This is a genomic window from Rhodopirellula sp. SH410 (genome assembly GCF_055811895.1).
The window spans coordinates 694,017-718,528 of the sequence record NZ_CM147949.1 but is presented as its reverse complement, the minus strand read 5'-3'; the positions used below and the strand labels follow the sequence as shown (position 1 = coordinate 718,528).

The 24,512-nt window shown below is 57.6% G+C and carries 20 protein-coding genes; 16 read left to right on the top strand and 4 right to left on the bottom strand.

Annotated elements, in window-relative coordinates:
• Nucleotides 1-302 precede the first annotated feature (302 nt).
• From SH410x_RS02955 to SH410x_RS02940, 4 genes are read left to right on the top strand one after another with little or no spacing between them, the layout of a single operon-like run.
• A complete protein-coding gene (locus SH410x_RS02955; protein ID WP_473674459.1) occupies nt 303-2,822 on the top strand; it encodes a glycogen/starch/alpha-glucan phosphorylase in 2,520 nt (839 codons plus the stop codon).
• Nucleotides 2,823-2,861: 39 nt separating this feature from the next.
• Complete coding sequence (locus SH410x_RS02950; protein WP_473674457.1) at nt 2,862-3,479, top strand: phosphoesterase; 618 nt, start codon at nt 2,862-2,864, stop codon at nt 3,477-3,479.
• Nucleotides 3,480-4,808, top strand: a complete 1,329-nt coding sequence (locus tag SH410x_RS02945; protein ID WP_473674455.1) for an asparagine synthase-related protein — start codon at nt 3,480-3,482, stop codon at nt 4,806-4,808.
• Nucleotides 4,809-4,850: 42 nt separating this feature from the next.
• Complete coding sequence (locus SH410x_RS02940) at nt 4,851-5,801, top strand: hypothetical protein (protein ID WP_473674453.1); 951 nt, start codon at nt 4,851-4,853, stop codon at nt 5,799-5,801.
• A gap of 104 nt (nt 5,802-5,905) precedes the next feature.
• Here the strand turns inward: SH410x_RS02940 and SH410x_RS02935 are convergent, their stop codons facing one another.
• Nucleotides 5,906-6,409: a hypothetical protein gene (locus tag SH410x_RS02935; RefSeq protein ID WP_473674451.1), complete on the bottom strand. Its 504-nt coding sequence runs from the start codon at nt 6,407-6,409 to the stop codon at nt 5,906-5,908.
• A gap of 123 nt (nt 6,410-6,532) precedes the next feature.
• On the opposite strand from SH410x_RS02935, the gene SH410x_RS02930 reads away from it, so the two are divergent.
• Nucleotides 6,533-7,534, top strand: a complete 1,002-nt coding sequence (locus tag SH410x_RS02930; RefSeq protein WP_473674449.1) for a sugar phosphate isomerase/epimerase family protein — start codon at nt 6,533-6,535, stop codon at nt 7,532-7,534.
• A 207-nt stretch (nt 7,535-7,741) separates the two neighbouring features.
• On the opposite strand, the gene SH410x_RS02925 is transcribed toward SH410x_RS02930, so the two are convergent.
• On the bottom strand, nt 7,742-8,077 hold the full coding sequence (locus tag SH410x_RS02925; RefSeq protein WP_473674447.1) for a flagellar biosynthesis anti-sigma factor FlgM: 336 nt from the start codon (nt 8,075-8,077) through the stop codon (nt 7,742-7,744).
• A 543-nt stretch (nt 8,078-8,620) separates the two neighbouring features.
• Here SH410x_RS02925 and SH410x_RS02920 point away from each other — a divergent pair.
• The 5 genes from SH410x_RS02920 to SH410x_RS02900 all read left to right on the top strand — a co-directional run bounded on the left by SH410x_RS02920 (nt 8,621) and on the right by SH410x_RS02900 (nt 15,569).
• Nucleotides 8,621-9,397, top strand: coding sequence for a sugar phosphate nucleotidyltransferase (locus SH410x_RS02920; RefSeq protein ID WP_473674446.1), 777 nt, complete (start codon nt 8,621-8,623; stop codon nt 9,395-9,397).
• Complete coding sequence (locus SH410x_RS02915; protein WP_473674444.1) at nt 9,390-10,340, top strand: ribose-phosphate diphosphokinase; 951 nt, start codon at nt 9,390-9,392, stop codon at nt 10,338-10,340. Before SH410x_RS02920 ends, SH410x_RS02915 begins: the two co-directional genes overlap by 8 nt.
• Before the next feature lie 415 nt (nt 10,341-10,755).
• On the top strand, nt 10,756-12,039 hold the full coding sequence (locus SH410x_RS02910; protein ID WP_473674442.1) for a hypothetical protein: 1,284 nt from the start codon (nt 10,756-10,758) through the stop codon (nt 12,037-12,039).
• A gap of 178 nt (nt 12,040-12,217) precedes the next feature.
• Nucleotides 12,218-14,287, top strand: coding sequence for a biosynthetic arginine decarboxylase (gene speA / locus SH410x_RS02905; RefSeq protein ID WP_473674440.1), 2,070 nt, complete (start codon nt 12,218-12,220; stop codon nt 14,285-14,287).
• A gap of 181 nt (nt 14,288-14,468) precedes the next feature.
• Nucleotides 14,469-15,569: a GTP-binding protein gene (locus tag SH410x_RS02900; RefSeq protein WP_473674437.1), complete on the top strand. Its 1,101-nt coding sequence runs from the start codon at nt 14,469-14,471 to the stop codon at nt 15,567-15,569.
• Nucleotides 15,570-15,837: 268 nt separating this feature from the next.
• Here the strand turns inward: SH410x_RS02900 and SH410x_RS02895 are convergent, their stop codons facing one another.
• Nucleotides 15,838-16,500: a hypothetical protein gene (locus SH410x_RS02895; RefSeq protein WP_473674435.1), complete on the bottom strand. Its 663-nt coding sequence runs from the start codon at nt 16,498-16,500 to the stop codon at nt 15,838-15,840.
• A gap of 253 nt (nt 16,501-16,753) precedes the next feature.
• Here SH410x_RS02895 and SH410x_RS02890 point away from each other — a divergent pair, with 253 nt between their 5' ends.
• Nucleotides 16,754-18,907 carry a recombinase family protein gene (locus SH410x_RS02890; protein WP_473674433.1) on the top strand — a complete coding sequence of 718 codons (2,154 nt, stop codon included), beginning with the start codon at nt 16,754-16,756 and terminating at the stop codon, nt 18,905-18,907.
• A 305-nt stretch (nt 18,908-19,212) separates the two neighbouring features.
• Here SH410x_RS02890 and SH410x_RS02885 read toward each other — a convergent pair whose 3' ends face one another.
• Nucleotides 19,213-20,334 (bottom strand): transposase, encoded by a 1,122-nt coding sequence (locus tag SH410x_RS02885; RefSeq protein WP_473674431.1) that lies wholly within the window; start codon nt 20,332-20,334, stop codon nt 19,213-19,215.
• 5 nt (nt 20,335-20,339) lie between these two features.
• Between SH410x_RS02885 and SH410x_RS02880 the strand changes: the two genes are divergently transcribed.
• The 5 genes from SH410x_RS02880 (at nt 20,340) to SH410x_RS02860 (ending at nt 24,255) form a co-directional block, all read left to right on the top strand.
• Nucleotides 20,340-20,651, top strand: coding sequence for a GNAT family N-acetyltransferase (locus tag SH410x_RS02880; protein WP_473674430.1), 312 nt, complete (start codon nt 20,340-20,342; stop codon nt 20,649-20,651).
• A 354-nt stretch (nt 20,652-21,005) separates the two neighbouring features.
• On the top strand, nt 21,006-21,818 hold the full coding sequence (locus SH410x_RS02875) for an ATP-grasp domain-containing protein (RefSeq protein ID WP_473674429.1): 813 nt from the start codon (nt 21,006-21,008) through the stop codon (nt 21,816-21,818).
• Complete coding sequence (locus SH410x_RS02870; RefSeq protein ID WP_473674428.1) at nt 21,815-22,273, top strand: macro domain-containing protein; 459 nt, start codon at nt 21,815-21,817, stop codon at nt 22,271-22,273. The genes SH410x_RS02875 and SH410x_RS02870 overlap by 4 nt, the downstream gene beginning before the upstream one ends.
• A gap of 38 nt (nt 22,274-22,311) precedes the next feature.
• Complete coding sequence (locus SH410x_RS02865; RefSeq protein ID WP_473674426.1) at nt 22,312-23,559, top strand: SUMF1/EgtB/PvdO family nonheme iron enzyme; 1,248 nt, start codon at nt 22,312-22,314, stop codon at nt 23,557-23,559.
• 3 nt (nt 23,560-23,562) lie between these two features.
• Nucleotides 23,563-24,255, top strand: coding sequence for an alpha/beta fold hydrolase (locus tag SH410x_RS02860; protein ID WP_473674424.1), 693 nt, complete (start codon nt 23,563-23,565; stop codon nt 24,253-24,255).
• The last annotated feature ends 257 nt before the right edge of the window (nt 24,256-24,512 follow it).

The window sequence follows — 24,512 nt, the reverse complement described above, 5'->3', positions numbered from 1 at the left end:
CGGTATCGATCAAGACGCGTCGACGTCCGAAGACGCGACTTCTCGATCCGGCGCCGGATCGAAGTGCGTTCGCTGAGACCAGTCTTGGGCGTCGTTTCCTACTGTTTCGATCGCCAACCGCAGCCCCGCCTCCCGTAATCAATTTCGCCCTTGCGCACCTGTCGCAGTCGATACGACGTTGGCGTGGAAATCATATCACTCTATACTTCGACCCTATCAACAGGGCGGCCCTATGTCCTGGGGGGGACGGGTCACTGGTCTCTTCTGGACTCCATTACGTTCTCCACGAAAGCACAACGAACATGTCCAACACGCTCACCAATTCAGCTGCGTCGACGCCCAAATCGGCCACCAAGCCGCCGCTCACACTCGGCGAGCTCGACCTTCCGACCGCTGTCCGCCGACATCTAACGGTCACGCTGGGTCACTTCGACGATGGCCAGACACCCACCAGCGATTCCGACCAGCGATATTTGTATCGGGCCTTGGCGATTTCGGTGCGTGACCGCTTGGTGCCGGAATGGCAACAGACATTACGTCGCATGAGGCAGAGCGATGACCGCAAGGTCTACTACCTTTCGCTGGAGTTCCTGATCGGTCGTTCGCTGACCAATGCGATTCAAAACCTCGATCTCGACGATGCCACTCGCGAGGCGATGCATGCCTATGGAATGGAAATCGAAGAGATCGCAGACCGTGAACTCGACGCAGGTTTGGGCAATGGTGGCCTGGGACGTCTGGCTGCCTGTTTCCTGGATAGCTGCGCGAACCTGCAGTTGCCGGTCGTTGGATATGGCATCCGTTACGAGTACGGCATGTTCCACCAACGCATCGAAGAGGGGCGTCAGATCGAAGACCCCGATCACTGGCTCCGCGACGGAAACCCATGGGAAATCGTGCGTGCGGAGAGCAGCCGGCGGATCCGATTCTATGGTCGCACGGAGCAGTATCCGGACGCGCAAGGCAAGATGCGCCCGCGATTGGTCGATACCCAAGATGTCCTCGCGGTGCCCTATGACATGCCCATCCCGGGCTACCGCAACCACACCGTCAACACACTGCGTCTCTGGAAAGCCTCGACAACGGATGTGTTCGACCTCGCTGAATTCAACGCCGGCAGCTATACCGAAGCGGTCGCGACCAAGAACGATGCAGAGCAAATTTCGATGGTGTTGTACCCCAACGACGCCAGCGAAAACGGCAAGGAACTGCGACTGAAACAACAGTACTTCCTCGTCTCAGCATCCCTCCAAGACGTCTTGGACCGATGGGTAAAGAAATATGGTGAGGATTTTTCGCAGTTCGGGCAAAAGAACTGCTTCCAACTCAACGACACCCACCCGGCCTGCGCTGTCCCCGAATTGATGCGTCTGCTGCTCGACGAACACGGCCTGGAGTGGGACGAAGCATGGGAGGTGACCACTCGCTGCATGGCCTACACCAACCACACGCTGCTGCCGGAGGCTCTGGAGCGTTGGTCGGTCGGATTGTTCAGCCGATTGCTGCCGCGACTACTCGAGATCATTTACGAGATCAACGCCCGCTTCCTCAAAATCGTCGATCAACAATGGCCGGGCGACGTGGGCATGCGGCGTGAGATGTCGCTGATCGAGGAAAGCGACAACCCACACATCCGCATGGCCTACCTGGCAATCGTGGGCAGCTTCTCCGTCAACGGGGTCGCTGGGCTGCACACCCAACTGCTCGAGAGCGGTTTGTTCAAGAACTTCGCCACACTGTGGCCACGCAAATTCAATAACAAGACCAACGGGGTGACCCAACGCCGCTGGCTCGCTCACTGCAATCCAGGCCTGCGGGAACTGCTCAATGAAACGATCGGTGATGGTTGGCAAACCGATTTGACGAAGATCAAAGAACTCGCCCCACACGCGACCGATGCCACGTTCCACCAACGCTGGCAGTCGATCAAACTCGAAAACAAGAAGCGTTTGTCTGAGCTCGTTACCCAGACCACCGGCGTCGACTTCGACACCTCGTTTATGTTTGACGTGCAAGTCAAACGGATTCACGAATACAAACGCCAACTCCTCAACGTGCTGCACGTCATCCACCTGTACGATCGCATCCAGGCCGGCGAAACCACTGGCATGGTGCCGCGATGCGTGTTGATCGGTGGCAAGGCCGCACCGGGATACCATGTGGCCAAACTCATCGTCAAATTGGTCAATGACGTCGCCAGCGTTGTGAACACGGATCCGAAGTGCCGTGATCTACTGCGGATGGTGTTCTTCCCGAATTACCGCGTCTCATCAATGGAGGTCATTTGTCCGGCGACCGAATTGTCGGAGCAAATCTCGACTGCGGGCAAGGAAGCATCGGGTACCGGAAACATGAAATTCATGATGAACGGGGCGCTGACGATCGGAACCCTCGATGGCGCCAACATCGAGATTCGTGAGAACGCGGGCGAAGAGAATTTCTTCCTGTTCGGCCTCGACGCCCCGGAAGTCGTGGAAGCGAAGAAAGACTATCGCCCCAACGATATCATCGCAGCGGACCCCGACATCGCCCGCTTAATGAGCACCCTCGAAAGCGGAACGTTCAACCGGAAAAACCCCGGTCTCTACGATCTGTTGACAGGCGGTCTGCGAAGCCCTCACGACCCCTGGGTCACGATCGCTGACCTGCGAAGTTACATCGACGCGCAAGTCGAAGTGGGCAACGTCTACCAAGACCCGGCAAAATGGAACGAGATGAGCATCCTCAATGCCGCCGGCAGTGGATGGTTCAGCAGCGACCGTACAATCGCACAATACGCTCAGGACATCTGGGACGTCCGCGCGTTGCCGCCGCTAAAGTAGACACCGATCCGACAAGTCCTCCTCCCTTGAAAAATGCCCATGTCTGAAGAACACGTCTTGGTCGTTCCCGCCGACCTCATCTCCTCACTGGGACATCTCGAGGGATTTGAGGTCGATGTCGATCGATTTCTCATCCCGATCCTCGCCAGCGATCAGCTTTCCTATCGGCCTCGGGCCGCGATGGAATCGGACCCGAGCTTTAAACAACTGATCCCCTACGTCGTGTTGCAGTGGACCGATCCGAGCGATGGTCTCGTGCGCGTGTTCACCTACACTCGCGGCGGTGGCTCAGGCGAATCTCGCTTGCACGCCAAACGAAGCATCGGAGTGGGCGGCCACATCAGCCGCGAGGATGCGGAGGGCGACGAGGATCCTTATATCACTGGGATGCGGCGTGAACTCGATGAGGAAGTCACGATCCAGTGCGACTACACCGACCTGCAGGAAGGCTTGCTGTACGACCCAACCAACGAGGTCGGACGCGTTCATCTCGGCGTGATCCACCGCTTCACACTCGATCAACCCAACGTGACCAGCAACGAAGCCGAGCTTGCCGACGGAGAGTTTCTGACGATCGCCCAATTGCGATCGCAGTACGATGCGTTGGAAACATGGAGTCAACTGTGTCTGGATGCCTTGTTCCCGGAGACCCACTAAATGCGCACTCAACAAACCATTGACCGGCTTGTCAATTTAATGGACCCGGAGGCCAACGTCCTCCTCAATGAAACCAGCCAATCGGCTGCGGAGATCGTGCGCAGTGGCGACCACGACCGCATCTCAAAGATCGAAGGCCAGTTCGCGATCTGCGAAAAAGACGGCCGGACCGTGCGGATGGTGCGTACGATCGGGCGACCGATGCGTTACTTCATGGCCAAACTGAAGGCTGGACCGTGCTTAGTCGTCGCCGAGCGCATCGATGAAATCGCTGCCTGGCTCGAACGCGAAGGCTTGCGAGATCAGTTCGACCCGTCCTACACGCGGATGGTGCCGGCCCACTACCTCATCGAACTGCAGCTCCTCGGATGCCCTGATCCGAACCCCGTCCACCAGCGTTTCTTCACGCCCCAGCGGAACCGCTTGCCAGCCAATATCCCCGCGATCGGCCACGAATACATCACACGGTTGGCACGGGTGTGCGATGCCTGGTTGGATCGAATCGGAGAAACCGAGCCCATTGGGGTGGCGTTCTCCGGAGGCATTGATAGCGGGGCGGTCCTCTGCGTGCTCTACGATCTGCTGCTGCGACGCGGGCAAGCCCCCACTCGACTGAAAGCGTTTTCGCTCGCCGTCGATGGCCAGTCCGAGGACTTCAAACAAGCTGCTGAGTTCGCCAACAAGTGCGGCTTTCCCGAACTGCTCGAAGTGGTCGAAGTCCCAGTGGAAAGCGTCAATTGGCGGCGGGCAATCGAACTGGTCGAGGACTACAAACCACTCGATATCCAGTCCGCCACTTTCGCAGCAGCACTCTCCGAAGCGATCCGAGAACGATATCCGGACTGGCGATGGTTGGTCGATGGCGACGGCGGCGACGAAAACCTCAAGGACTATCCGATCGAGGAGAACCCCGAGCTAACCATCCGCAGCGTGCTCAATAACCTGATGCTGTATCAAGAAGGCTGGGGCGTTGACTCGATCAAGCACTCGCTAACCTACAGCGGCGGCCAGAGTCGAGGGCACTCACGATCTTCCGCCGTCGCACGCGCGTTCGGATTTTCCGGCTTCAGCCCCTTTGCGGTCCCTTCGGTCATCGAAGTCGCCGAAGCCATTCCATTCATCGACCTGACCGACTGGGATCACGAGTCGCTGTATCAGCTCAAAGGCAGCGTGGTCGCCGCGGGAGTGAAATCGGTGACAGGCATCGAGATGCCGACCTTTGAGAAACGACGCTTCCAACACGGCGCCGTTTCGCGAGACACCTTCGATCGCATTTTCCCGCAATCGCCCATGGAATATCGCAGGGCGTTTCGCGAACTGTGTTCGTGATCTCAAGAAGACGTCGGCCCCGCTCTATCAACCACCGGCACGATGGCACAAGACGCTCACTCTAACGGGTCAGACCCCGTTTCGAATCCGCGTGAACCACGTGCCTACGGGGTCAGCGTCGAGCAGGAACCGATCGGTGAAAACCGGACGCGCCCCACACTGACGCTGTTGCTAACGGCCCGGCGATGCCCGGTTGAATGTGTGTTTTGCGATCTCTGGAAACACAACCACCCCGAGCCGACTCCGGCTGGGTCGATCCCGCAGCAGATCGCCGCCGCCACGGCGTCCATGACATTCCCTGTCGGGACCTGGGCCATCAAACTCTACAATGGTGGCAACTTCACCGATCCGCTGAGTATCCCGCCCGCGGACTGGCCCGCGATTGCCAAACTCTGCGAACCCTTCGAACGCGTGATCGTGGAAAATCACGCCACCATGTGTGGCGATCGCTTGTTGCGATTTCGCGATCGGCTCACTCCCCAACTCGAAGTCGCCGTGGGGCTGGAGACAGCCCAGCCCGATGTGTTGGCACGCCAGCAGAAACAGATGACACTGGACGATTTCGCTCGTGCGGCCGAGTTCCTGGGCCGCAATGACATCGCTCTGCGGTGTTTCGTGATGCTGCAGTTGCCGCACGCCGATCCGAATCGCTGTATCGACGATGCTGTGCAGTCCGTCATCCACGCCGCCCGAGCCGGAGCGGTCTTCGTCGCCATCATTCCCACCCGCAGCGATACCGCGGAGATGCAACAACTCATCGCCCTCGGTGAGTTCGTCTCGCCGACGCTGAGGCAGCTGGAGACCGCATTGCACGAGTCGCTTTCCTGGATTCATGCCCACGACTCGAAGTGCATTGCCACCGCCGATACCTGGGACATCAAGGCGGTGAGACACTGCCCCGCGTGCCAGGGATCACGCATACAGAACATTCACGCGATGAATTCGACACAGCGATCGCAACCGCTGACGCGGTGTGATGCGTGCGGAAGTTAGGAGTAACGCTGCTTGCGATCGCAGGAGGAAACCTTTCCCCCCTCCCCAAATATCGCTGGGATGCGTCCCTCGTCAAAACTCCCGCCCGGGACAATGGTCCGAAGCTACGAGTCCGATTCGTCAAATGCGATTTCGACTGCGCGGTCGAGCCGGCTACGCAGTAGCGTCATCTGGTCAGCGCTGAGCTGCTGGCCGACCAAGCTGGCGACGTGCAAGCCCGCAATCAGCAGCAGGCCGATCGGAACAGCTGCCAACGACCAGGGAGCGTAGCCGAGTGACCACTGGACGTAGCCAACCGTCATCGCCAGGCAGATCAGGATCGCGACGACAAAGTAGATTGCGATGAACATCGTCCAAACTTCGGGACGTGGCGAGAAGCGAGCAAAGATTCGCGTCCCCTCCTCCGTCGCACTGCACTGGGCGGACAAGTGTGGGGACCAAAATCGGCGTTCCGCGGGCGCAATTTTAAAGTCAATCACCATTCCCGCCGCTTCAGCGCCCCCGCGCAGCTCCTCACTCGCGATCGCCGACTTCAAGCGTGCCATCGCTCGGTCTTGGTCGACGGGAACGTCGATCGTAAAGGCGGGCTGGAACTGAAAGGGATTCATCGGTGCCAAGCGTTGCTGCGTTCGAGAAATTGGTTCGAGCTGCGGGGTTCACTCCCGGACCATATTATCGCACACTGAACAGCCGTTGACATTGATCACCTTCGCCTTCGGATATCCTTTTTAATGAATTCCGCACCAATCGTTTTGCTCAGCGGTTTCGCTGACGAGTCCGCACTCTCCAAGCAAGCCAACGAACAGTTTGCTGCCCTCGCCGCCATTGGACTGGAGTACTACTCGATTCGTTTTGTCGATGTGGGCGGCGGCATCAAGAACGTGATGGCACTCGACGACGCCGAAATCAAACTGCTGCAGCAGATGCACTCCGATTATGGGCTGAAGGTTTCGAGCATCGGCTCACCGATCGGCAAAGTCAAATTGCTCGATATCGACGACGGGACGGCAAATAAGTTCATCCCGTTCGAGAAGTACCTGCGTGAAGACGTGTCGATCGCCTGCGATCGTGCCGAAGCGTTTGGGTCCAAATTGCTGCGAGGGTTCTCCTTCTATCACCCCAAAGGCACCGCGCCGGAAGATCATATTGACCTCGTCGCTGATCAATTGGGCCAAATCGCCGAGGCCTGCGACGCCCGCGGCCTGACGTTCGGGCTGGAGGTCGAAGCCAACCTGGTCGGACAAACAGGGAAACTGCTCGCTGATATCGCTGCGAAGGTTAACCATCCTGCGATGCTGACCATTTTCGATGGGGCGAACATCGCCATGCAAGGATTCACACCCGATCAGGTGTACGAAGAGTACCAAGCGATGAAACCCTCACTCGGTTGGCTGCACATCAAGGACTACAGTGACCCGGGACTGCGGGGCCGCGTCGAGCACGTCGACGAGGAATCGGCCAGCCATTTCGTCCCCGCCGACCGTGGCGACAGCGCGCACGAAGCGATCATGAAAGATCTGCGTGAGTTTTTGCCAACCCTGAACCAGCGGATGGTCGACCGTGGTGCCGACGGCGTGTTCTTGGACCTCGAACCGCATGTTCGTGGCGGCGGCCAATTCGGCGGCTTCAGCGGCCCCGATGGATTCGGTATCGCGGCCCGCGCGCTGTGCAATCTGCTCGACTACACGCGCATTGGATATCGCTTGCGAACGTTTGAGTCACTCAAAGGCTGAACTCAGACGTGTGATTCATTGAAAAATGCAAACTGCTAAGCCATCGCAAGGCAATTTGCATTTTTCAGTTTAGCTTTTTCAATATCCAGCCCGCCGCACAGCTGCATTCCCCAAGAGCATGCAGCCAGCTCGGCCACCGGCCAACCCGTGCATGTTCGCAGTCTGGGTGCCGCGCGTGTTACCCGATGCCTTACGGCATTCGGTTCATCAGGCGAAGCCGTCGAGGAAGCGGTCCAATGCCATGTCCATCTTCTCAGGCGTATCGTAATTGCCTTGAGCGATTTGGCGGCGGAGGTCGGCGACTCGATCGACACGAATGTCTCCGCCACCGGCGATCGGGGAGCTTTCCAGCATCCGATTCGTTGGCGCACTGGTGGCAGCTTTGGCACTCGACGATAAATCCAATTGATCCACGGGCGCCGACGACGTTTTTGACGCGTTCGGTGTCGCGAGTCGATTGGTACTGCGATTCGTCGCAGCAGTACTTGCAGCCGACGAGGTTGGCGCGGCGGTCGAAAGTCGAAATGGTCCGTAAATTTGCATCTTCACTGGCTCCCTGGGAGGAAAGCGGAACCTGACGATCTCCAATTGTCACCCGTCGTGGGTGCTCGCCCTCCAAACAGGTGGACAATTGACAATAAAGTGAATCTCGTCAGAAACGGTTTTAGAATTGGGCTGTGCGGCAACCGAGTCGACTCGTGAACACACGAACAGGTTGGTTTCCCAGCAAAATTCGTACGTCTGAGTGACAATTCTCGGGTTCGGTTACCAGCGCCGCAATCCTTGTCCCAGGATGCATTCCGTCAGAATCAGTGGAGACTTCGCAAGCGCAGATGAGTGAGAACACAGTTAGTATCGACTCGGTCATCGCGTTTTCTAAAGCGTATTTTATTCGTTCGAACAGAAAACATTCCCGGAGCATGGGTCAACAATCAGATTAGCAACCCCGTTGACCGTGTCGCAAGAGCAGTCGCAGCATTGCCATGGCAGCCCGGTTGCCCGATTCAGCTTGACAGAGGACGATTGGGCACCGCAGAGTGCCCAAGCACATCACTCCTTATTCCATCGGCCCCCACTGACCACCCCATGACTGACCCTGTCCCCGCTCCCGTCCCTACTGCAGTGGCCGTGATTTTGGCTGCTGGCAAGGGCACTCGCATGAACAGCGACCTACCGAAGGTCCTGTGTCCCGTCGTCGATCGCCCGATGATCCACTTCGTGCTTGATGCCGCGTCGGAGGCAGGATTCGGCAAAAAGGTGGTGGTTGTCGGATATGAAAAACAAGCCGTTCGGGACGAACTCAACGCTCGCGGTGACGCGGACATCGTCTTTGCCGAGCAAAACGAACAATTGGGGACCGGTCACGCCGTTCAGATGTGTTGCGAGCACCTCGCCGGCCACGATGGCCTGACCCTCGTGATCGCGGGTGACTCTCCGCTGATCCAAGCGGAAAGCCTGCGGAAACTGGTCGCTCATTTTGACGAGACCCGTCCAGCCCTGCTGCTGGGCACGCTCAAGAAAGACGACCCGACGGGATTGGGGCGAATTGTGCGAGATTCCGCGGGTCACTTCACCGGGATTGTCGAACACAAAGACGCCACGCCGGAACAGCTTGAAATCACCGAAGTGAACATGAGCACCTATCTGTTCTCGACGCCCGACCTCCTCTGGGCGCTTGAACACCTTAGTAATGACAACGCCCAAGGCGAATATTATCTCACCGACTGCGCCCGATTACTCAATGAGGCCGGTCGTCCGGTCGAGGCGCTGCCGGTACTGAAGGATTGCGAATCGTTGTCGATCAACAATCCGTCCGAACTTCAACTTGTCGATCAAACGATGCGAGCGATGGGATATGCGTGAACTCAAAATCTTCAGCGGCCGCGGCAATCCGGAACTCGCTGAAAAACTCTGCCGGCACCTGCACCTCAAACCGGCCCGGATCACGCTCGGACAGTTCCCCGACGGTGAAAATTTCTGCAAACTCGATGAAGATGTGCGCGGTCGCGACGTCTTCTTGATGCAGCCGACATGCCCACCGGTCAACGACAATCTGATCGAACTGCTGACGATGATCGACTGCTGCAAACGCGCCAGCGCCGAGCGTATTACCGCAGTGATCCCGTACTTCGGTTACGCCCGCCAGGACCGCAAAGACGAAGGTCGGGTGCCGATCACGGCCAAACTCGTGGCGAACCTGATCACCCGTGCGGGTGCCGATCGGGTGCTCACGATGGACCTTCACGCGGCCCAAATCCAAGGCTTCTTTGACGTTCCGGTCGACCACCTCTACGCCGCCCCGGTCATCAACGATCATTTTCTCAGTCGTCGTTTTGATGGCGAAGAAATCGTCGTCGTCAGTCCCGATGAGGGCAGCATCAAACGCGCCGTCGGACACGGCAAACGACTCGGCGGCACACTCGCCATTGTCGACAAACGACGCAGCAGCGCGCTCGAAGTGCGCCAGAGCACGATCATTGGGGGCCCCGTCGAAGGCCGGATCGCGCTGTTGTTCGACGACATGATCAGCACGGCAGGGTCCATTTGTGGTGCGGCGAGACTCGTCCACGAATTCGGCGCCAAGGAAATCCATATCGCATGCACGCACGGCATCTTTTGCGGTCCCGCGGTCGAGCGACTGCGGGATGCACCGATCGATTCCATCACCGTGACGGACACCATTCCGCTCTCAAAAGACAAATTGCTCCCCAATTTGGTCCAGTTGTCGATCGCTCCGTTGTTGGCCGAAGCGATTAAACGCATCCACCACGACCAATCGATCAGCGAATTGTTCCGAGAACGCTGAGTTCTGGATCATCCGACGGAAGCGTGCGCCGGAGGTTTTGGAGTACTGTCTCAATTGCCTCATGATTCATTTGTGGGATTGGATTGACAGCGTTCGACTGCTTGCCGGGAAATTAGACTGGGCCCGCCGGGAAAAACGGAGCGACGCTCTGCAGGGGTGCGGGCTTGGCAAGGGATATCCCGGTCGATGATACACCCATGGTGTTGCCAGTCCCTGCCAAACATCCGTTCGGCAGGGACGCTTCTTTGAAAACAGATTGGATACCGGAGCGATGCCCTAAAAAACTTTCCACTGTGCTCCCGCGCACCTTCCGTCAGATGAACACTGAGTTTTTGCGTTCGAACCTGATGCGGGTGCCGCAGCGGGGATTAGAATAAACGCTCTTTTCTCATCCCCCCACTTGCGAGCGACGCCGATGGCTCTCGTTCTGACCTGCACCAAGTGTGCTCAGCGACTGAGCATCCCCGACGAGATGCGGGGCAAGCAGGTCCGTTGCCCCAAATGCCGGGAAGTGTACCTGGTCGATCGCAAGGTAACACCGGGGCCGACGTCGTCGCCCCAGTCCACCACGGGGAAAGCCCCCGTTCGCCCCGCGACGCCCAACCGGCCAGCCCGCAAGCCGGCCGCCCCCCAGCAGGCAGTTCCGCAAGGGTCCCCCCAGCCACGGACGACCCGGTGCCCGACGTGCCAGGTGCAGATGCGACTGCCCACCCAAGCGGGGACGTCCACGTTCCAGTGCCCGAAGTGCTCCACCAAACTGACGGTCCCCTCATCGGGGACGGTCCCGTCATCGGGGACGGGGCCTGCGTCACCGGTATCCCCGCGACCGGCAGCCCTAACCCCCAGCGACTCCATTTTCGGCAACCTGCCCACCTCGCCCGCAGCCACGTATGGTGGGGGCGCAAGACCCGCTTCGCACCAGGCCAGCCCGCTCGGTCAGAATCCATACGCCTCACCCCCGGGGGCCCCTGCTACGGGGCGCCTGACGAAATCCCGTGCCGGCAAACCCCATCTGCGATGGCAAGGGTTGCTGATTGCCATCCCCAATGCGCTGGCGCTGCTGCTTGTTGGCTTGACGATCGTCCTCAATCTCCGCGGCGATGCTTCCACGACCGCTGGCGCCTCGACGGTGATTTTTATCATCTTCGGCGTGGTGGCGATGAATCTTTTGGTCGTGATCGCCGGTGCCGTCGGCATGCTCATCGGAGCCCCTCGGTGGCTCAATATCGCGACGTGCCTCGTGGCGATTGTGCCCGCCATTTTGATGTGCGGTCCCTGTGTCGGCTTTCTTCTATATCCCTTTGCCTTGGGGGGAGCCATCTGGGGACTCATCAGCCTGTTCGGCACCTCTCCATCGCCGGCGGCCTATGCGGGCGGCGGCTACGCTCCGCCCAACCCAGCGCCCGCGGCCAGCTATCGCTCGGCCGGTGGACACCTGGAGCAAGCCCAACAGGAGGCCAATCGACAACAGTCGTCCGGGGGCGGAGCCGGCTCGACGCTCGGGGCCGTTGCTTGTATCAGCGGCGGGGTGGTGTTCTTGGGCTTGGCAATCGCCTGTATCGTCTTGCTCGCTCTCGTCTTGATGGGCGAAGTCGAGGCCAAACGCCCGTTCAAAGCGATCGCAGGCATCTTCTTCTGTGGCTCGACTGGATTGAGCCTACTCTTCAAAGGCATCTCCGGCTTCCAGAATCGCCGCTGACCTCGCGTGTTGCGTCACAAGTAAACATCCGCAGCGGAGCAGCCCGTGGCGACCTTGCCCAGCACAACTAGCCGCGTTGCCGAGATGCTCGGTACGTGGATAATGCAACGCGGTCCGATTGTGAGAATTGGACGACACCTGCACCCCGGATGTGAAACCTGTGAACGAACACTTGGCGATGGCCCATACCCCTACCGACGAGTCCTGGGCGATTGAGGATGCGGCGGCGATGTATGGGATCGAGCGATGGGGCGACGGATACTTTTCGATCTCCGAGGACGGCACCGTCCTGGTATCGCCCGACCCCAACAAACCGGAATCCATTGATCTGAAAAAGCTGGTCGATCGATTGGTCGACCGTGGGTTGGAGCTGCCAATATTGATCCGCTTCAATGGCATTCTCCGGGATCGGCTCCGCCGCCTCGCCCAGTGCTTTCAAAAAGCGATCGAGGACCACGACTACGGCAATCGATACCGCTGCGTGTTCCCGATCAAGGTGAACCAACAACGCGAAGTCGTGCAGCAGATCGTCAGCGAGGGCGCGCAGCTCGGTTTTGGCATCGAGGCTGGTAGCAAACCAGAATTGCTTGCGGCCGTCGCCATGGGCACGCTCGAACTACCGATCGTGTGCAACGGCTTCAAGGATGAGGAATTCATTCGCTTGGCGCTGCACGCCCAACGGCTCGGCCGGACCGTGATCCCCGTCGTCGAGAAGGTCAGCGAACTGGATCTGATCCTGCGGGTTGCCGAAGAAGTCGGCGTGCGACCGACCTTTGGGATCCGGGTCAAACTCGCCACCCGCGGAAGCGGACGGTGGCAGGCCAGCGGCGGATACCGCAGCAAATTCGGCCTGACGGTCGCCGAAGTCCTGGCCCAACTCGATCGCTTGATCGAGATGGACATGGGTGACTGTTTCCAACTATTGCATTTTCATGTTGGTAGCCAGATCGGCAATATCCGGCAGTTAAAATCTGCGATTCTGGAAGCGGCGAGGGTCTACGTGGATCTGAAAAAACGCGGCGCCGCAATGGGATACCTCGATGTCGGCGGGGGCCTCGGGGTGGATTACGATGGCTCCCAATCCGACAACGAATCGAGCATGAACTATACGATTCAAGAGTACGCCAATGACGTCGTCTACCATGTTCAAAGCGTCTGCGATGAAGCCGAAGTGCCGCATCCGCAATTGATTTCCGAGAGCGGTCGAGCCGTCGCGGCGCAACACAGTGTCTTGGTGATGGAGACGCTCGGCGTGACGTCACAAGGCGGCGGGAGCCTGCCGAGCTGGGCGCGCGTGCCGGCGGATGAAAAACTAGTCGCCCGGGCCGCCGAAGCAAGTGAGGTGGGCGACGACAACAATCTCGGCGAAGACGAGCTCAGCGAAGAGGTTCGTGGACGACAACTACGCAGCGACGAGCCCGACGGACCGCCCCTCGAATTCGAACAACCCGTCCATGACCTCTGGGAACAGTACAAGCTGATGACCCCCGGCAATATGCTGGAAACATTTCACGATGCTCAAGTCGCACTCGATTTGTGCATGAACCTGTTCAGCGGCGGGTACCTGCCTCTGGAGCAACGCGTTGCCGCGGAAACCCTGTATTTTGCGATCTGTCACCGCGCCCGAGATTTTGCCGCTGAACTCGATGAGATTCCCGAAGATCTATGTGATCTCGACCGCATGCTGTCGGATATTTACTTCGCCAATTTCTCGCTGTTCCAGTCCATGCCTGATTCGTGGGCGATCGATCAGTTGTTTCCAATCATGCCAATTCATCGCTTGCTCGAGCGCCCCACCCGTCATGCGGTCCTCGGCGATATCACCTGTGACAGTGATGGCAAAATCGACTCGTTCGTCGGTGATGGACGCCGCACGCAAACGCTGATGCTGCACCCATTGCGAGCCGGGGAACCCTACCAACTCGCCGTGTTCATGGTCGGTGCCTATCAAGAAATCCTCGGCGATCTGCACAACCTCTTTGGCGATACCCACGCCGTGCACGTCGAACTTGATGGCGACGTCACTAAGATTCGCTCTATCGTCAAAGGCGATACCGTTTCCGAAGTCCTCAGCTATGTTCAGTATGAAGGTCGAGAACTGGTCGAAGCGATTCAGGGTGCCGTCGAAAACGCGATCGACTGCGGTCGCATCAACCACCAGCAAGCCGGGCAAACCGTCGCTGCCTACGAAAAGGCACTGGCAGGATACACATACCTGACCTCATCGCGACGAGGAAACGCATCGTAGTGTCGGTTGGGACCATTGTCCCGAGCGCGCGAGACGGTCTCCGACGGAACGATGGCCCCATCCTACGAGCCCGCGTATCTCGGCCGAACATTCTGGCGTTCGTCAGAATGTTCTACTAGAATGTGGGCGCCTCACCAGGACATTCATCCTGCCCCTGCCCCTTCCCCTCTGAGCTCACGCCATGTCCAGCCCAACTAAATTCATCATGATCGGCGGGTTCCTCGGTGCGGGAAAAACCACGTTGATCTCAAAACTGGCGCGGCGATTCCAAGCCGATGGCAAGCATGTCTGCGTCGTCACCAACGACCAGGCTGCGGGATTGGTGGACACGGAATTGCTCCGCAGTGAAGGCTTGGATGTCAATGAAGTCGCAGGCTCCTGCTTTTGCTGCAACTTCAACGGCCTGACCGATGCGATGGCGGAGTTCGAAACTCGCCAACGCCCTGACGTGGTGCTGGCGGAACCCGTCGGAAGCTGTACCGATTTGGTTGCCACGATCGCTCTGCCCATGATGCAGCAGATGGGAGAGCAATTCGACCACAGTCCCTATGCGGTGTTGCTCAAACCCAGTCACGCGCTGCGGATTCTCGCCAGCGGGCAAGCCGGATTTTCGCCGCAGGCTGAATACATCTTTCGCAAGCAACTCGAAGAGTCCGAACTGGTGTTGATCAACCGGATCGATGAACTTAGCGACGAACAAGTTCAGTTGCTGCGCCACCATATCGACGAGCAATATCCGGGTCGAAAAATCATCTGTCTCTCCGCACGCACGGGTGAGAATCTCGACCAACTCTACGAGGCGCTGCAAGCACCAGCGTCCCCGCGCAGCAGCCTGATGGACGTTGACTACGACGTGTACGCCGAAGGCGAAGCGGAACTCGGGTGGCTCAATGCGACCGCCAACTTCAACTCCGAACAAAGCATGGTGATCGATGACCTCGCCATGCGAACGCTCGAAGCGATCCGCAATCAGTTAGCGGAAATCGATGCCGAGCCCGCTCACTTGAAAATCCTTTGTTCCTCGGCCGACCGCGTGAGCGTTGCCAACCTCGTCAGCAGCGACACCGAGACAATGCTGTCGGTGGCCAGTGAAAGCTCGGCCGACGAGGTTAAGATGGTCGTCAATGCTCGCGTATGTTTGGCCCCCGAGTCGCTCCGTCCACTCGTCGAAAAGGTACTCGCGCAAGTCGCCGAGAAACTTCAGGCGACCATGAAAATCGAACAGATTGAAGCCTTCCGCCCCGGACGCCCCGAACCCACCCACCGCGTCACGTCGGTTTAATCAAACTTGATTTCGCATCCCAAAGAGGAAAAGAGAGAAAAGGAAAAGAGGAGAAAAGAGGGCCACCCACTTTTCAGCCCGGAAAAGCGGAAAAGAGGGCCACCCACTTTTCAGCCCGGCCTGCGGCTTGTTTTTTGGCCGATTTAGCTACGATCCGGTCCCCGCAGAGTGCCGCCACCGAGCATTGGGCTGATTCTGATCCGATTCTCCGATATCGGCGCAGCAGCGACCCCGGAGGGAATCAAAGTGGAAGGTTTTCCGAAGACGGTCAGGCCGACGATATCCCGAGTGGGTTGTCACGGGCGCAGAGCCAACCTTGACCGCGACGGCTGGCTTCGTCGGCGAGGTGTTCTGGACTACCCGCTGCTCGCTTGAACACTCGCCCAAATCGGCTCACGACGTCGCACCAGGCATGGGTATCCAAGCCCATACGTGTGAGGATCGGCTGCAAGTGCGCGGGGATCGCACCGACCTTGTCACTGCGGAGTTGACGGCCCGTCCAGTCGAGCAATTCCAGATAGCTGGCCAACGAGACACTTAGGAAACCTTTCAGGCTGCCTCGTCTGCCCGAATGATCCAGGTGCGGCCCGACGGGATCGCTCTGCTCGTCAATTTCGATTGGACTCATCCAGCCGCTGTGCTGGCGGCCGCGGCTTCGCTCCCAGTCATGGGTGCTCTCGCGGGTCCGATCTGAGCATTGAGTCAAGTCGTCAATCCGATCCTTGGCTCCGGTGTATTTGCTTGATTCAGGCGTTTCCGCCATGGCGGCGCGAATCGGGTTGAGATCCACGTAGGCCGCACACGCCAATAAACTCGCGTCATCGAGGAGCACCTGTGCCCGAAAACGCCCCTCCCAGAACCATCCCTCGCAACGCGATGGAAATCGGGATTGGCCGATCTGACCAAATCGGGATAATTGACTTTTCCGCACTCAAATCGCTCGTTTGCTGGCTGGAGCGGTACCACCGCAAACAAATCACGGAAGGTCTCCCATGCGCCCCGACGGAAAACCCGCCGCTGTCCCCCCCCGCGCCTATCGTCGCCATCGATAGTAAAAGCGGTTCCTCTCGATCGCGTGTGGGAGCATGCGATCGACCCGCAGACCAAACATCGAATTCTGCAACTCCTGTCGCAAGCAGCGGCCAAGTCATCACTGAAGTCGCCCCGCGGCGAGGAGGACAGTGATGAATAATTTTGCAATTAGCGCGAAGGCAGTTCTCGAAGCGAGCCCAAGGAACTTCCTTCATCCGAAAGTGACGGCGGAGCATCTCGAGCTTGATGCGGCCGTGTATGTCAGACAGTCCACCTGTGCCCAACTACGAGATCATCAGGAATCAACCGCACGTCAGTACGCGATGAAAGATCGTGTCATTGCACTGGGCTGGGAGCCCGACAAAGTGATGGTCATTGATGACGATCTTGGTCTCAGCGGAAGCGGCAGCGCCCAGCGAGAAGGTTTTCGCCGACTGCTCGAATTAATCACCGATCAAAAAGTCGGTCTTGTCGCGGGACTCGAAATGAGCCGCTTGGCTCGCAACTCAAAGGACTGGAGCGATCTGTTTGAAGTATGTGCGATTTTCAATACGTTGATTGCAGATGAAGATGGTGTCTTTGACCCCCATGATCCGAACGATCGACTCGTCCTGGGCCTCAAGGGAATCATCAGTGAGATGGAACTGCACACCATGAAGGTCCGACTGGAAAGAGGGCGTTTGAGCAAAGCTCAGCGCGGGGAGTTGTTTCACGATGTTCCGGTTGGCTATGTCCTCGACGCGCGTGGAATGCCACAACTCGATCCTGACGAATCCGCACGTCACGTGATGAAAATATTCTTTGAACAATTTCAAGTGATTGGTAGCTCTCACGCCTTATTTCATTATTTGTCTGAGCATCACATTCGACTTCCGTTTCGCAACCGACAAGCAGGGGTCACGAACGAGATCGACTGGCGTTTGGCGGCCAAGACGACCGTTTACGAGATGCTCAAACACCCGCTCTACGCTGGCGCGTATGGCTATGGACGTAAAAAAAAGTACGGTCTTAAATCACCACAAAAAACGTCAAAAAAACATCTTCCGCCCGAACAGTGGAAGGTGCTACTGCTTGATCGACATCCTGCTTACATTACATGGCAGCAGTACTGTGATAACCAACAACGTCTGGCCGAAAACGATAGTCGTCCCGACCGCAGTGGTCCGGTTCGCGGTGGCACAGCGTTGTTAGGTGGAATCATCAAGTGCGGCCATTGTGGTCGTCGCTTGTCGGCCAACTATCCGAAGAATTCTCATTCAATGTATGGCTGCTTTCGCCACCGAACGGTCGCCGCTGCCACGCCATGTCACAGCTCGATTCGTTGTGAGATATTGGATAGCTTCGTTGAAAGTAAAATCCTTGAAGCTCTCTCGCCAGCAGGCGTCGAACTGAGCCTGCAAGTGATCGAGAATGAAGAGACGCGGAGGCAACAAATGGAGAAACTGTTTGTTGATCGCGTCGAGCAAGCACGTTATGCAGTTGAGGTTGCTGAGCGAGGCTATCGTCATGTTGATCCGGCCAATCGTTTGGTAGCGGCACAGTTGGAAAACAATTGGGAGCAGTCGCTCATTGAACTGCAAGCCACTGAGCAGGAATTGAACGAGCTACGAGGCCAAGTTTCAACAAAACTCGCACAGGCTCAACGCGATGTGATCCTTCAGTGTTCTCGCGATGTGCATTCACTTTGGAACGAATCGTTAAGCATTGTCGATCGTAAAGAGATCATTCGACTGCTACTACAACAAGTGATCGTAGCGGTCCAGAACAACACTCAGCGTGTCGACGTTCGATTGCAGTGGCGAGGTGGATATGAGAGCGTTTACGAGATGACACGAACGGTCACACTGTATCCGCAGATGGACAACTATCGTGAACTCATGACACGTATGCTTGAGTTGGTTTTGGAAAGGCGTCGAACTCCTGAGGTGGCCAAGATACTTGAGCAAGAAGGCTATCGTTCGCCGCGGCACACCAAGCCGATTTCAGCGTCGATGATCGGTAAGCTGCTAGCGGACGATCCAACAAGTCGTCAGCAACTGACTGCCCCCGAGCCACTTGATGACCAATGGCTTGGTAGCGATCTCGCATCCGCGATTGGAGTCGCTGAGAAAAAATTGAAAGACTGGGTGACGCGTGGTTGGGCGATTGCCGACCAACGACCGTTCGGACGCGTCTGGTTGTTCTGGGCAGACGAGAACGAGGTACAGCGATTGCGTCGGTTATCTGAGCACCAAAGCGGTCAAGGTCGCCCTGCACCACCAGAATCACTTCGGACCCCGCAACGTACTGTCCGAAAGACAAGCTAGAAACTCACGCAGCTACTGCGTAAGCACACGACAAATTCAACTTCTTCCAATTGAGAGTTTCGACGCATGGCACCGCACGTTTCCAAAAGTGGCCGCGAGCCTCGTCCTCGGCGTTACTGCGGAGAGGAAAAGAGGGCCACCCACTTTTCAGCCCGGCCTGCGGCTTGTTTTTCGGCCGATTCAACTACGATCCGGTCCTCGCAGAATGCCGCCACCGAGCATTGGGCTGATTCTGATCCGATTCTCCGATATCGGCGCAGCAGCGACCCCGGAGGGAATCAAAGTGGAAGGTTTTCCGAAGACGGTCAGGCCGACGATATCCCGAGTGGGTTGTCACGGGCGCAGAGCCAACCTTGACCGCGACGGCTGGCTTCGTCGGCGAGGTGTTCTGGGCTACCCGCTGCTCGCTTGAACACTCGCCCAAATCGGCTCACGACGTCGCACCAGGCATGGGTATCCAAGCCCATACGTGTGAGGATCGGCTGCAAGTGCGCGGGGATCGCACCGACCTTGTCACTGCGGAGTTGACGGCCCGTCCAGTCGAGCAATTCCAGATAGCTGGCCAACGAGACACTTAGGAAACCTTTCAGGCTGCCTCGTCTGCCCGAATGATCCAGGTGCGGCCCGACGGGATCGCTCTGCTCGTCAATTTCGATTGGACTCATCCAGCCGCTGTGCTGGCGGCCGCGGCTTCGCTCCCAGTCATGGGTGCTCTCGCGGGTCCGATCTGAGCATTGAGTCAAGTCGTCAATCCGATCCTTGGCTCCGGTGTATTTGCTTGATTCAGGCGTTTCCGCCATGGCGGCGCGAATCGGGTTGAGATCCACGTAGGCCGCACACGCCAATAAACTCGCGTCATCGAGGAGCACCTGTGCCCGAAAACGCCCCTCCCAAAAGTGGCCGCGAGCCTCGTCCTCGGCGTTACTGCGGCGGGCAATATTCTCGGCGAGACAGCGCATGTACCAGCTCACGTCAGACAATCGCTGACGCCGCGAGGCAAGAACCTCCGGCTGATTCAGGATAATGTTCAGTTCCGGTCTCGTCGGCACGGCGGGGCTGCCGTCAGGGTTACGACGTTCGGGGAACAGCCGCAGCCAACGCTGGGCGACCTCTTCGTCCGACCACGCCGCGACGACGTCCGGGCGACTTCTTAAAACGAGGTGTAGGTGATTACTCATGATCGAAAACGTCAGACAATCGATCGCGAACACGGAGGCGAGGAATTCCATTCGGTCGCGGATCCAGCCCCTGCGGTGCTCAAAGCACTCTCCAGTAGCGGGATCGGTCCCACAGAGCCACGCCTTGCGTACACACCTCTCGATACAGTGGAGGATCTGAACCTCATTCGGATCGATCACTTCCCCACGAGCTTGCCTGGGCATCTTCATCACCTCCGTCAGCGTCACGGTTTTGAGCAGCGAAACCATCGGTAATGGTACGCAAGACGCAATCGAAGGCAACTATATCTTGCCTGTCCCTATTCCATGACATGACACCCGACGGTTACCTCGACCGCCTGTTTGTGTCCGCCGATCACCAGCGACAAGGCATCGCGACGATGTTGTTCCGCGCGATCAAATCAGCCGCAAAGAATGACAGCTTAACTCGCATCCACACGCAAGCCAGCATCACAGCGAAGCCGTTCTTTCTGTCGCGAGGATTCAAAATCGTCGCCGAACAAACGGTCGAGTGTCTCGGTGTCGAGTTGACGAACTTCGTCATGGAGTTGACATTGAGAGAATAGATTTCCCCTCCGCACTCACGCTGAACTGATCCAGAAAGGCTCGCATGCCCGTCCATGCGTTCCCGCACACTCGTTTCGACAAGTTCAACAATATCTGCGTCTCTATTCATCACTTGCATGGACTCAATCGGTCTTGTTCCACGGATTCTCACTGATCAAACATAGATTCGTCTCGCGATGATCGCAGCTTAAAAATACTTGTCCATCCGTGGCTACCCGATTGCCTCGTGAGCCTGCTTGGTGTGAATCAGATGATGTTGGGTTATATTGTTGAGGGTTTTGGCCGCATGAACCTTCGGTCCTTGAAGCCGGTCCGTGCTGTTGAATGAAAGAACTCTATTGGGCGCGAGACGAATGACTGCCGTGACTTGGATTCTTGAATCGGATGTTTTTCCGAACTCGCATGATCGTTTGCGGAAGGCGATTGCTGCGGAGGGGCATCGGATCGTTGAGTCTCGTGATGAATGGTGGCTGCATGAGCCGCCGGAGTTTGATCGGGAGACACCGATTATTTTTCATGGCTCGCTTGGCAATGCCGCGGTGATCGAGATGAAGGCGATTTGGTTTCCTGGTTCGTTTTGCCCGGTCAACGAATTCAGTTGCACGTCTTGGTATCCGCGGGCGAGTCGGTGGTTGTTGCATCGCCAGTGGCGGTGCTTGCCAGCGAACGAATTGATCGCGAATGCGGCCGATGTGGCCGCTGAGATTGGATGCGATGAGCGCGTGTTTGTTCGGCCGGACAGTCCGCTCAAGCCGTTTAGCGGTCGAGTGCTGGATGTGAATTCGATTTCGCTCCAAACACTCGATCACGGGTTTTACTACGAGGACGAGACCCTGCCCGTGGTCATCGCACCCGTCGTCGACGTTGGCCGCGAGTGGCGGTTTGTCGTGGTTGAGGGGCGAGTGGTTGCCGGCAGTGGGTACGACGCGGACACGCGGCGTGCGGCCGACAGTGGTGGCGACGCTGAGGCTCGTGCTTTGGCCGATGAAGTGGCCTCGACAATGTTGCCACCTTGCCCCGTCTATGTCTTGGACATTTGCCAAGTTGGCGATCAGTATCGTTTGGTCGAATTGAATCCGTTCGGTGGAGCGGACTTGTACGATTGCGACTCCGTTGTGATCGTGGAGGCGGTGTCAGAGTACGCGATGAGGACGGATGAACGATGAAAAGCATTGAAGGGGACCTGTTAAAACTGGCCGGCGAAGGACGTTTCGATGTCATCGTTCATGGTTGCAATTGTTTCTGCACGATGGGAGCTGGCATCGCCAAGTCGATCCGCAATCAATTTCCGGCCGCATACGAGGCGGACTTGGCGACCCCCAAAGGCGACCGTGACAAGCTCGGGACGTATTCCTCTGCGAAGGTCATCGTCGGCGAGCATTCGTTCGACGTTGTGAACGCTTACACGCAGTTCCATTGGCGAGGTGCCGGCGTGAAGGCGGACTATGAAGCGATCCGCGAAGTGTTCAAGAGCATCCAACGTGATTTCGCGGGCAGGCGAATCGGGCACCCGATGATCGGTGCCGGACTGGCTGGCGGGGATTGGGACACGATTTCTGAAATCATCTGCGAAGAACTCGTCGGCGAAGACCATACAATGGTCGTGTTCAAACCCTCGTAATTGCCTCCCCATTCGATTCCACTGCAGAGAGATCCATCGTGAACGCGTCTTCGGTTTGGTTGGAGTTGGAGCAAGTCGAGGCACGGCTTTGTGTGTTGACGGCCGAACAGGTTGGAATGGACCTCGATAAGGTAAAGCCCGAGAGCCGAATGATCGAAGATCTCAATTGTGACAGTCTCGATCTGATCGAGCTGATTATGGAAACCGAAGATGAATTCGGCATCACAATCCCAGACACACCGAAGACACCTGTCGGCAAACTGATCTTCGCGCGGCAACCGTTCAGAATTCGCGACCTCGCGGAGTTCGTGTTTTTGAACCAGGGCACCGGCAAACCCATTCGCAGCGGCTGGCGGAAAAAACCGATCGAGCATCCGCCGGCAGCGGAATCCGGCTTCTCGCAACTCGGTGGACGCTTTAACTCCGACGATCTGCAGCGAATCGGACGGTACGAAAAGTTGGATGCGGACGGAGAGCGTCTGATGTTTCGCCGAGTCACAGACGGCATGGTTTGCGTGGAACTTCAGGAGGCCTCGGTATTGGTAGGAAGCGATGACGAGGATGCTCATGACGACGAGAGACCACGCCACGCGATCACGCTTTCACCGTTTCTGATTGACATCGAACCGGTGTCGGTCACCGCGTTCTGCCGATTCCTCAATGCGATCGACCTTCAAAAGCACGACATCGAAATGTTGATCGCTCTTGCCCCGAACGATGATCGCCAGGGTGACATGCAATTTGAACGGAGCGAACAAACGCGGAAGCCTCGAGCGGGCACGGCGATGCAACCAGTCGTGATGGTTTCATGGTACGCCGCCGATGCTTACTCGCGTTGGGCAAACGGCCACGACTGGGCGGCGGATGGGTCGGAGCGGAGCTATCTGCCGACGGAAGCACAGTGGGAATACTCCGCAGAGGCATCGTTCAATGACAAAGACAATGTCTACGCTAGGATTCACCAGCGCGGCGAGACGTACGAATCGGAAGGCTTGCCGATGCCGGCGGTGCAGCAAAACTACGGCCAATCGCGGTTTGACCTCAGGCACATGAGCGGCACGATCTGGCATTGGTGCCGCGATTGGTTCTCGCCTGAATTCTATTCCAGCCAACCAGCCACTAAACTCGACCCGGTCGCCGAAGTTGAAACCGGAATACGAAGTGAGCGTGGCGGAAGTTGGGTGGGTCCGATTGAACTATGCCGGCCAAGTTACCGCCGCGGCCGAAATCCCAACGCCCGCGGCCGGTGTCTCGGGTTTCGGTGCGTCGGCGATATCCCAAGTTAATTCATGGCAATGTTCACGACTCCAGTCGATACGGCGACGCCACTCGTTCTTCTCTCCGGGCTTGCCGCGGACGCGCGCATCTTCACGCCGCAGAAGATTGCATTCCCGCAGATGCATTGCCCAGCTTGGCTGGAGCCGGAACGTTCCGAAACCATCAATGACTACGCCGGGCGTTTAGCCGGAACACTCGGCGAAGGTTCATGCATTATCGGCGGCGCATCGTTTGGCGGAATCGTCGCTCTTCATCTGGCGAAATACGTTGACGCCCAGGCAGTGATTTTGATCGGAAGTATCAAGTCGCCATCACAACTGCCAATGTATGCCCGCTGCGCTCGACCGCTTCGATTCTTGATCCCCTTCATTCCAATACGCCTTCTTCAACTTTTAGCTCGACCGATCGCGACGCGACTCGTTAAGCGGCATGCACCGTTCGCATACGGACTGGCATGTCAGTTCCGCGACTCCAACCCGGACGTTTTTAAATGGTCTTTGCGTCGCATCCTGGATTGGTCGGTCGCACCGACGGTGTCTTGCCCGATTTTCCATCTGCACGGCGACCACGACTGGACACTCCCACTGCGTTACACAGATCCAGACAAGATCGTCGAAGGCGGCGGACACGTCGTTTCGCTGACTCACCCTGGCGAAGTGAACTCCTACATCAAGGATGTCCTCAGCCAGGAGTCGTTCGAGTGAACGGGGAGATTCAACTCAACGAGACGCCGATGCTCCACGGATCCCGGTCCGAACCTTCGGCCGTCATGTTTGTCGCTAACTGAAGGCTCTTCTTTTCCAGCCAAGCATCACCAATCCATCGCAGCCTCAAGTGTCTTGGGATCCAAGAAAACCGACTCGATGAACGGCCCCGGCGTGACACCTCGTTTCAGTGTTCTCATTACGCGTCCACCATGCCAGGCTGAAACTCTTCTGTTAAAATCGCAACCATATTCATC